The sequence below is a fragment of the Demequina sp. genome (assembly GCF_024642165.1).
Lineage (GTDB): Bacteria > Actinomycetota > Actinomycetes > Actinomycetales > Demequinaceae > Demequina.
In genome coordinates this window covers 1-6,970 of the sequence record NZ_JAHEBP010000019.1, presented here as the reverse complement: position 1 = coordinate 6,970, position 6,970 = coordinate 1, and the positions used below count along the sequence as shown (strand labels likewise).

The following is a 6,970-nucleotide window of genomic DNA, read 5'->3' as shown; positions in this document are numbered from 1 at the left end:
CCATGATGTCGATCCAGTGCTGGTCCGACACCACCACCTGGAGGTCCGCCTGGAAGCGCTCGAGCGCGGGAGCCGTGTCGTGGGCCGCGTCGCCGAAGTCGTAGACGGCCACCTTGAGGAAGTCGTCATGAACCTCGGTGAGGTCTTCGACCGTCTCGAGCGCGGCGTAGTACGGCGAGCAGCGGCTGGTGAACGCCTCGTCGGTGCGTTCGATGTACGCCGAGCGCTTGCCGCAGACCACCACACCCACGTCGTAGCCGGCCGCCGCGTGCGCCCTCAGGGCGCGCGCGATCTCAACGACCGCATCGGCCGGGATCGTCGACGACGACACCTCGACGCCGCCGCGCAGCACGTACGCGCCGTTCTCGGCGATGACCACGAGGTCCCGGCCGAGCCGCTCAAACTGCCGCGCCAGCGTCGCGTACTGACGCCCGGACGCCGGCGTGAACTGGATGCCGCGCTCCATCATGCGATCCACGAGCGGCCAGATCGCGTCCGGGATCCGCTTGGCGCCGTCGAGCAACGTGCCGTCCATGTCGCACACGACCAACCGGATATCGTGCGGGCCATCGGGCACGTGGAAGGCGTCGGGGTGGGTCACGGAGGCTCCAGGCGATGGCGGGCGGATCAGCGACCAGCGTAGCCGGGCCTCTACAGGGCCAGGGCGACGCGGACCGCGGTCCCGAACTGCGACTCGCGCTCCTCGGCCGTCATGCTCTCCCCCGTCAACAGGTGGTCGGAGATCGTGACGATGGCGAGGGTGCGGATGCGTTCGGCCGCGCCCACCGCGTACAGGGCCGCCGCCTCCATCTCGACCGCCAACGTGCCGTGCGCGGCCAGCGCGTCGCTCAGCGCCGGACGCTCGAGGTAGAAGTGATCGCTGGTGAACACCTGCCCCGCGTGGACCGTGACCTCCGCCGCCAGGCGCTCGGCCTCGGCGACGGCCGCCCTCGCCAAGGAGAAGTCCGCCACGTGGCTGAAATGCACGCCGGGGATGCGGCTCGCCATCGTGGACGAATCGGTGTGGGCGCCGGTGGCGATCACCACGTCCCGCACTGCCACGTCCGCGCGCATCGCGCCCGCGGTGCCCACGCGCACGATCTGCTCGACGCCGTACTCCCGCGCGAGCTCCGTCGCGTAGATGGTGATCGACGGGCCGCCCATCCCCGAGGCCATCGCCGTCACGGGACGGCCCTCCCACGTCCCGGTGAACCCCAGGATGCCGCGCACGTCGGTGACGAGCACCGCATCGTCCAGGTAGTCGCGCGCGATGCGCTCCGCGCGTCGCGGGTCGCCGGGCATGATGACTCGGCGGGCGATCTGGCCGCGCTCGGCGCGGATGTGAGGCGTGGGCATGCGACCAGCCTCTCACGCGCCCGCCAGCCGTCCTACGGGCCGGCCTTCCAGTGGAACTCGCCGGCGATTGCCTCGCCCATGGCCTTCATCGCGTTGGCGATGGTGGTCTGGTAGACGCGCGAATCGTCGGTGGTGGCGGCGTCCGCCTTGGCGCGTGCGCCGCGTTCGTGGAAGGCCAGGTACGCGACGATCCGGTCGCGCTCGACGCGTCGCGCGTCGTCGACGCCCTCGGGGGTGCTGTGATCGGTCATGGGTCCGCATGGTACGCGCCGTGGCGCGGGATAATGGCGACGTGACTGCGCTGCGATCCATCCTGTGCCCCGCCTGGTCCGAATCGTCGCTCGACACGGTCGCGCTCCTGCTGCACGGCTTCGGGTCCCAGGAGAACGACCTTCCGGGGCTCGCCCGCTGGCTGCCCCCGACCCTCCCCTGGGCGTCGCTGCGCGGACCCGTCGAGATGGGCTACGGCGCGGCGGCATGGTTCCCCCTCTCCCCCGACGGCGTGATGGACGATGCGGCGATCACCGCTGCGTCCGACTCCGTCTGGGCGTGGGTGGAGGCCGGCGTGCCCGCCCACGCTCGGATCGTTCCCATCGGCTTCTCTCAGGGCGGGCTCATGGCGCTGCAACTGCTACGCACGCGACCCGAGCGCGTCGTGGCGCCCGTCGTCCTGGCGGGATTCGTCCAAGATGCGGCGCAGGAGGGAGACGCCGCGCTGGCCGCGGCGCGCCCCGCGGTCTTCTGGGGTCGCGGTTCCGCCGATCCCGTGGTGTGGCCGGAGGCGGTGGAACGCACCCGCGCGTTCGTCGCGGGCCACACCAGCGCGACGGTGCGGATCTACCAGGGGCTCGGGCACTCGGTGAGCGAGGAGGAGATGGAGGACGTCAGGGCATTCCTCGACGCCCAGCTCTGACCTCGATCACGCCTGAGCGGGCTCGTCCCCCAGGAGCTCAAGGATCCAGTTCGCGCCGCGGGTGTCCGCGAAGCCCGCGACCCGCGCGCGCAGGCCCCGGTCGCCGGTGACCACCACCACGTGATCGCCGCGGGAGGCGCGGGCGCGGGCCTCGGCGGCGATCGCATCGTCCCCCTCCCCCGGCGCCCTGATGACGCGCACGCCGGGGACGTCGGGCGCCGCCCGCGCGCGGCCCTCCGTCACGGCGACGATCTCGGGGAGCCACGTCGTCAACGGCAGTCCCAGCGCTGCGGCCGGCACGCCCGCGGAGGCCAGCGCTGCCAGCCGCGCGAGCAGCCGCGAGGCGGCACCCGCCCGGTCCTTCCACCACCCGTCCGGCACGGAACCCACCACGTTGGCCGCGTCCACCACGATCGTGGGCCGCACGCCGATGGTGGCCCGCAGCATCGGCCAGGACGCGGCGAAGCCGGGATGGAGCGGCAGGCGCTCGACCCGGTCGACCGGTATCCACGCGAGCTCAAGGCTCTCGGCGTCGCCGGCCACCGGGTCGAAGGGTTCGTGCACCGAGGCCACGACGGTGGTGTAGGTCCACACCTGACGGTCGAGGACGTGGAGCGCGCGGGGCAGCACGGCCGCCGCGGGCACCCCGGCCTCCTCCGCGGACTCGCGCAGCGCTCCGGCGATCGCGTGCTCGGCGGTGTGGCGCGCACCACCGGGGATGCCCCAGGTCCCGCCGTGATGGCTCCAGTCCGCACGGTGCTGCATCAGCACGCCGCGCGCCTCGTCGTGCGCGAGCAGGCCGGCCGCGCCGAACCTGCCCCAGTACCGGGAGCCGTCGGGAGCCTCGACCCAGGCATCGCCGGGGTCGCGATGGGGCGGGAGCGGCGGAGGCAAGCTCACGGCGTCGCGTCGCGCCGGGTCCGTCCGGCGGCCTCCACGAGCAGCGCGGCGTCGCCCTCGTCGGTGAGTGCTGCGCGCGCGCGACGCTCCGCACGGACGGAGGCCTCGCGCAGGACCTCGGCGTGCTCGGGGCCGGCGATGGACAGGAGTGCGGCGATCACGCGCTGCAGTCGCAGGCCCACCTCGACGTGCGCCGCGCCGTCGCGCGCGATGGGCCGCAACGCGTCCTCGATGAGGTCCTGGAAAGGCACCGCCGGCACGTGGACGCGAGCGAACCGATCGTCCGCCCGCTCGGGCTTCGTGGTGAGGGCCACGGTCAGCACGCGTTCGATCGAGGTGAGGGCCTCGATGGCGGTGCCCGGGTCGTTCACCGAGGAGGACATCGCGCGGCTGCCGATCTCTGCCAACGCCACGAGGCCCAGGCGCGGGTCCTGCTCGTAGGTCCGGTGGCGTTCGACCAGGAAGGCCCGCCGAATCGCCTGCCGGGCCTGAATGTCCGGGCCGCCCTCCACCAGAGCAAGCGCGTCCCCGAGCGCGATGGGGGCGCCCGGAAGCGCGCGTACATGCACCCGCAGGCCGTCCTGCTCGGCCTGGCGTGCGAGCGTGTCCACGTCGACCGCGGTGACGCATCCGGCGGATTCCGCGACGATGCGCAGGGCCCCCGCGGGGACGTCCACCGGAGCGGAGCCGCCCAGGTGCGGCCGCCTGGCGTTGGCGCGCACGGTCTCCGACGCCGCGTCCTCGACGCGGTCAAGCACGTCGTGGAGGCGCCCGAAGTGCACCAGGTGCTGAATCCAGCGGAGCAGCGTGACCACCACGATCGAGATGACCACGAGAGTGCCGACGTACAGCACGAACCGCCCCTGCTCGCCGTAGTACTCGGTGGACAGCGCCGCGATCCCCACGATCGAGAACACGAACGTGCCCAGGAAGCTGGACAGCGCGTTCTGCGAGGTGCGGTCCTCCACGAGCAGCTGGATGGCGCGCGGGGTGGTGGCGGCGGCAGCCGACGCGTAGGCGGAGATCATCGCGGTGAGCGAGAACGTGGTCACCGCGAGCATCGACGTGGCCAGGATCTCAAGGATGGTCTGGACCGAGCCCTGACCCAGATCCGCAGGGACGCCCTCGGGAACCAGGGTGCCCGAGATGCCCGCGACCAGCGCGAGCGCCACGGCCGCCGCCGAGAACGCGGCGAGACGGAACCCGATGCGCCGTGTCAACCGCGCCAGCGTCAGTCGCCACCCACCCTCACTCATGCCGCCTCCCCGCGTCACTTCCCATCCTGCCCGCAGCGCCGTCCGCCGCGCGCCACCCGCGCCGGTGGCGAGCCGGCCTCCCGCGCGATGCGAGAATGGCGACATGCCCGTGCTTCACGATTTCTCCGCCACCCGTATCGACGGCGCCGAGCAGTCGCTGGCCGAGTACGCCGGCCAGGTGGTGCTGGTGGTGAACACGGCGAGCAAGTGCGGCCTGACCCCGCAGTTCGAGGGCCTCGAGGCGCTGTACCGGGAGTTCGGGGCAGACGGGCTGGTGGTGCTCGGATTTCCCTGCGGCCAGTTCGCGGGGCAGGAGCCGCTCGACGAGGGCGCGATCGCCGAGTTCTGCTCGGTCAACTACGGGGTCACCTTCCCGATGTTCGCCAAGGTCGACGTCAACGGGCGCGGCGCGCATCCCCTGTTCGTGTGGTTGAAGTCGCGCACGCGCGGGCTCACGGGCGGCGCGGTTCGCTGGAACTTCACCAAGTTCCTGGTGGGCCGGGACGGTCGCGTGATCGCACGCTTCAGGCCGTCGACCGCTCCGGCAGCCCTCGCGAAGGACATCCGGGCGGCGCTGCGCACGTCGGCGCATCAGCCGAAGTAGCGCCCCGGCCGGTGATTGATCGCGATCACCAGGTTGAGCACCACGGCCCCCACGATCGAGCACAGCAGGATCCAGGGATCGACCAGCGCCGTCGACCCGATCACCACCAGCAGGTCCAGGGCGCCCTGGACGTAGCCCGCGCGCCAGCCCCGCTTGGACTGCAGGTACTGAGCGAGGATCCCGAAGCCCCCCGCGCTGGCCCCGTGGCGGAACAGCACGAGCATGCCGGTGCCCACCGCCAGGCCCGCGAAGATCGCGGCGTACATCGGGGACAGTGAGCTCACGTCGATGTAGAGCGGGTGCACGCCCACGCCCAGCGAGATCAGGGCGACGGCCGCGATCGTCTTGACGGTGAACCGCCGGCCCATCCGCTTGACCGCGAGGTAGTAGAACGGGATGTTGACCACGAAGAAGACGGCGCCGATCGCCCAATCGCCCAGGTAGCTGATGAGGAAGGCGACGCCGGCGATGCCCCCGGTGACGCCGTCGATCGTGTGCAGCAGGTAGATGCCCCAGGACAGCAGGAACGCGCCGATGGTGATCGCCAACGCGTCCTCGGGCAGCGAGTGCCGCTTGACGTCGAGGGGTGGCTCGATGACGGTCACGGTGGTCCTCCTCCGGCCGGACGATGCGGTGGCCCCACGATGATGCCAGGTCTCAGTTTCCTTCCGGTTTCACCCGGTGAGAGGATTCCTCGCGGAGGTGGGAACGTTGCGGGCTGCGAGCGACACGGCGGGGGCGTTCTCGACCTCGGTCGATGCCGGGCTCGCCGCCCACGGCGGGCGCACCACGGATGTCTACCCGACGCTGGCGCAGGCCTCCCCTGACGCCTTCGCCGCGGCCGTGCATCGGTTGTCTGGGACGCCGATGGCAGCCGGGGACGCCGCGGTCCCCTTCATCCTGATGAGCGTCGCGAAGCCGTTCGTGCTCGCGCTCGCGGCCGACGCGCTGGGCGTGGACGCGGTGGTGTCCCTCACCGGCATGGCCGCGACGGGACTCCCCTTCAACTCCCCCGAGGCCATCACGAACGGTCCGCGCGGGCGCACCAACCCCATGGTCAACCCCGGGGCGATCACGGTGGCGAGCCTGATGGGCGGCGGCGACGCGGCCGCCGGCGAGAGGGCCATCCGCGACGGGCTCTCCGCGTTCGCCGGACGCGAGTTGACGGCGGATGCCGCCATGGTGGACGCGATCCACGCATCGAACCACCGCAATCGCGCGCTTGCGACGCTGCTCCACGAGCGCGGCCTCCTGGGCGGCGCGCTCGAGGACGCGCTCCACCTCTACACGTACCAGTCCTGCGTCGAGGTCACGGTGCGCGACCTCGCGCGCATGGGTGCCGTGCTCGCCGGCGAGGGCGCGGACCCGGACACGGGCGCGACGGTGGTGAGCCCGCGCGCCGCAGGCCTGGCGGTGGAGGCCATGGCGCTGGCGGGGATGTACACCGCCACGGAGGCCTGGATGACCGCCGCCGGGCTGCCGGCCAAGAGCGGGATCGCAGGCGGGCTCGTCATGGTCTCGCCCGGCTGGGGAGCGTTCGCGGCCTGGTCGCCGCCGCTGGACACCGAGGGTAACCCCGTGCGCGCCCAGGCCGCGGCGCGGGCGTTCGCCGCGGCGCTTCGCGCTGGCGACTAGACCGTCGCGAGCCCCGCCCACTCGACCGCGCGTCCGGTGTCCAGCGATGCCGCGACGTCGAGTACGCGCTGATTGCGGCTGCCGCGGAACGTGAGCGACAGGTCCCGCAGCCCGCGCTCGTAGCGGCCGTCGACCAGCACATCGACGTGCGCCAGCAGCTCACGCTTGTCCGCGTCGCCGTCCCTCAACTCCTCGAACGTGTAGCCCGTCCAGCACCACACATCCCTGCCGGGCAGCTCCGCGCGTACGCGCCGTACGAGCGACAGGCACGTGCCGGTGTTGAGGAATGGCTCGCCTCCCAGCAGC

The 6,970-nt window shown here is 72.3% G+C and carries 10 protein-coding genes; 3 read left to right on the top strand and 7 right to left on the bottom strand.

The features are described 5' to 3' along the window. The 3 genes from Q0L54_RS03185 to Q0L54_RS03175 form a co-directional block, all read right to left on the bottom strand. A partial coding sequence (locus Q0L54_RS03185; RefSeq protein ID WP_296665456.1) for an HAD family hydrolase occupies positions 1 to 601 on the bottom strand: 601 nt, incomplete at its 3' end. A 50-nt stretch (positions 602 to 651) separates the two neighbouring features. After that, positions 652 to 1,356 carry a purine-nucleoside phosphorylase gene (gene deoD, locus Q0L54_RS03180; protein ID WP_296665455.1) on the bottom strand — a complete coding sequence of 235 codons (705 nt, stop codon included), beginning with the start codon at positions 1,354 to 1,356 and terminating at the stop codon, positions 652 to 654. 32 nt (positions 1,357 to 1,388) lie between these two features. Further along, a complete protein-coding gene (locus Q0L54_RS03175) occupies positions 1,389 to 1,607 on the bottom strand; it encodes a hypothetical protein (protein WP_296665454.1) in 219 nt (72 codons plus the stop codon). 41 nt (positions 1,608 to 1,648) lie between these two features. On the opposite strand from Q0L54_RS03175, the gene Q0L54_RS03170 reads away from it, so the two are divergent. After that, positions 1,649 to 2,269, top strand: a complete 621-nt coding sequence (locus Q0L54_RS03170; RefSeq protein WP_296665453.1) for an alpha/beta hydrolase-fold protein — start codon at positions 1,649 to 1,651, stop codon at positions 2,267 to 2,269. Between the two features lie 6 nt (positions 2,270 to 2,275). Here the strand turns inward: Q0L54_RS03170 and Q0L54_RS03165 are convergent, their stop codons facing one another. Both Q0L54_RS03165 and Q0L54_RS03160 read right to left on the bottom strand, forming a co-directional pair. After that, positions 2,276 to 3,169 carry an NUDIX hydrolase gene (locus Q0L54_RS03165; RefSeq protein ID WP_296665452.1) on the bottom strand — a complete coding sequence of 298 codons (894 nt, stop codon included), beginning with the start codon at positions 3,167 to 3,169 and terminating at the stop codon, positions 2,276 to 2,278. Then, positions 3,166 to 4,425: a DUF2254 family protein gene (locus Q0L54_RS03160; protein WP_296665451.1), complete on the bottom strand. Its 1,260-nt coding sequence runs from the start codon at positions 4,423 to 4,425 to the stop codon at positions 3,166 to 3,168. The genes Q0L54_RS03165 and Q0L54_RS03160 overlap by 4 nt, the downstream gene beginning before the upstream one ends. A 103-nt stretch (positions 4,426 to 4,528) precedes the next feature. Here Q0L54_RS03160 and Q0L54_RS03155 point away from each other — a divergent pair, with 103 nt between their 5' ends. Beyond that, positions 4,529 to 5,029 carry a glutathione peroxidase gene (locus Q0L54_RS03155; RefSeq protein ID WP_296665450.1) on the top strand — a complete coding sequence of 167 codons (501 nt, stop codon included), beginning with the start codon at positions 4,529 to 4,531 and terminating at the stop codon, positions 5,027 to 5,029. On the opposite strand, the gene Q0L54_RS03150 is transcribed toward Q0L54_RS03155, so the two are convergent. Next, positions 5,017 to 5,634: a YitT family protein gene (locus tag Q0L54_RS03150; RefSeq protein WP_296665449.1), complete on the bottom strand. Its 618-nt coding sequence runs from the start codon at positions 5,632 to 5,634 to the stop codon at positions 5,017 to 5,019. The genes Q0L54_RS03155 and Q0L54_RS03150 overlap by 13 nt on opposite strands. A gap of 76 nt (positions 5,635 to 5,710) precedes the next feature. Between Q0L54_RS03150 and Q0L54_RS03145 the strand changes: the two genes are divergently transcribed. Further along, positions 5,711 to 6,664 (top strand): glutaminase, encoded by a 954-nt coding sequence (locus tag Q0L54_RS03145; protein WP_296665448.1) that lies wholly within the window; start codon positions 5,711 to 5,713, stop codon positions 6,662 to 6,664. Here Q0L54_RS03145 and Q0L54_RS03140 read toward each other — a convergent pair. Continuing rightward, positions 6,661 to 6,970: 4Fe-4S single cluster domain-containing protein (locus Q0L54_RS03140; RefSeq protein ID WP_296665447.1), on the bottom strand; the 310-nt coding region annotated here is incomplete at its 5' end. The genes Q0L54_RS03145 and Q0L54_RS03140 overlap by 4 nt on opposite strands.

What these genes read in the sequence shown, in the direction of transcription:
- deoD (WP_296665455.1), bottom strand. Translation starts at nt 1,356, where the DNA reads ATGCCCACGCCTCACATCCGCGCCGAGCGCGGCCAGATCGCCCGCCGA.
- Q0L54_RS03155 (WP_296665450.1), top strand. Translation starts at nt 4,529, where the DNA reads ATGCCCGTGCTTCACGATTTCTCCGCCACCCGTATCGACGGCGCCGAG.
- Q0L54_RS03160 (WP_296665451.1), bottom strand. Translation starts at nt 4,425, where the DNA reads ATGAGTGAGGGTGGGTGGCGACTGACGCTGGCGCGGTTGACACGGCGC.
- Q0L54_RS03175 (WP_296665454.1), bottom strand. Translation starts at nt 1,607, where the DNA reads ATGACCGATCACAGCACCCCCGAGGGCGTCGACGACGCGCGACGCGTC.